1 protein-coding gene is annotated in these 1,135 nt (G+C 67.5%); it reads left to right on the top strand.

What is annotated here, in order from left to right:
* Positions 1-172 precede the first annotated feature (172 nt).
* Positions 173-1,135: hypothetical protein (locus AB0K65_RS32350; protein ID WP_365722874.1), on the top strand; the 963-nt coding region annotated here is incomplete at its 3' end.

The raw sequence follows: 1,135 nt of genomic DNA, 5'->3' as shown, positions 1-1,135 counted from the left end.
ACTGCGGGTGTGGGTGGGGTTGTTCAACTCGCCTACCTGCGGGGATGGTTGATCGAAACGGTGTGGCGAACTCTGGGTGGGCGCAGGCTTGTTTGTTAGTGTGATCGCGTTCGGGGGCCCCGGATGGGTCTGCCCGAGCGGTGTATCGCCACGGACTTGGGAGGCCCCTCACGTGTCGCAGTCTTTCCTCTACCACTTTCACGGTCTTGGTGAGGTCGACTTCTCCGAGATGAGCGAAGCCGACCTTCCGGTGCTGGAGACACTGACCGAGGAACGCGGGCTGGAGATCCTGCCCACGGTGTATCTGCGCCGGCCGGCGATGGACGCCTTCGAACAGCTGGTGACCGCCTACGGGAAGTACCGGGCGGACCTGCCCTCGACCCGGATCCGCGGCTTCGCCGTGGAAGGACCGATGCTGGGCCCCGAAGGCGGGATACCCCGCGCCGGGGTCTGGACGCCCACCGCCGAGGAATGGCGCCGCCTGGCCGCCCTGGGCCGGCACGGCCTGCGCTACATCGTCATGGCACCCGACGCCATGGAACTCCACGACGACATCGCCCCCGGCTTCACCTTCGCCGACCTGCTCACCGCCTTCTACGACAACGGCTGCCGCATCGCCCTGGGCCACTTCCACCGCGACGCACCCCAGCGCAGCGCCCGCCGCATGCGCGACGTCATCGACTTCCTCCACTCCCGCTACACCTCCTCCCCCTACCTGATCCTGACCGACCACCTCTACAACGACATGCCGCGCAACTTCCGCCACGCCTACCGCACCCCCCAGGAACAGGCACTGCGCGCCACGGAACTGCCCCGCGTCCTGGACGCCGACTGGAACCGCGAGACACTCCCCGACCTCCTGGGCCCCGTCCCGGCCGAGATGATCCACGCCGCCCAGGACGGCGAACTCCTCCCCTGCATCAACTTCGACGGCTACCACGTCGACATCGACATCGTCCGCAAGACCGTCGACTACCTCGGCGCCGACAAACTGATCGTCCTGACCGACCACACCGAGATCGCCACCATGGCCCGCGAACCCCTCGCCGACGACGGCAACCTCCTCTGGCGCCGCGACGACGGCAAAGTCGCCGCAGGCCAAAGCGGACCCGACCGCCAACGCAAGAACATGACC

This window comes from Streptomyces sp. NPDC053755 (assembly GCF_040677675.1).
GTDB lineage: Bacteria > Actinomycetota > Actinomycetes > Streptomycetales > Streptomycetaceae > Streptomyces.
The sequence above is the reverse complement of the archived record's forward strand: the minus strand, read 5'-3'. Positions and strand labels throughout refer to the sequence as shown.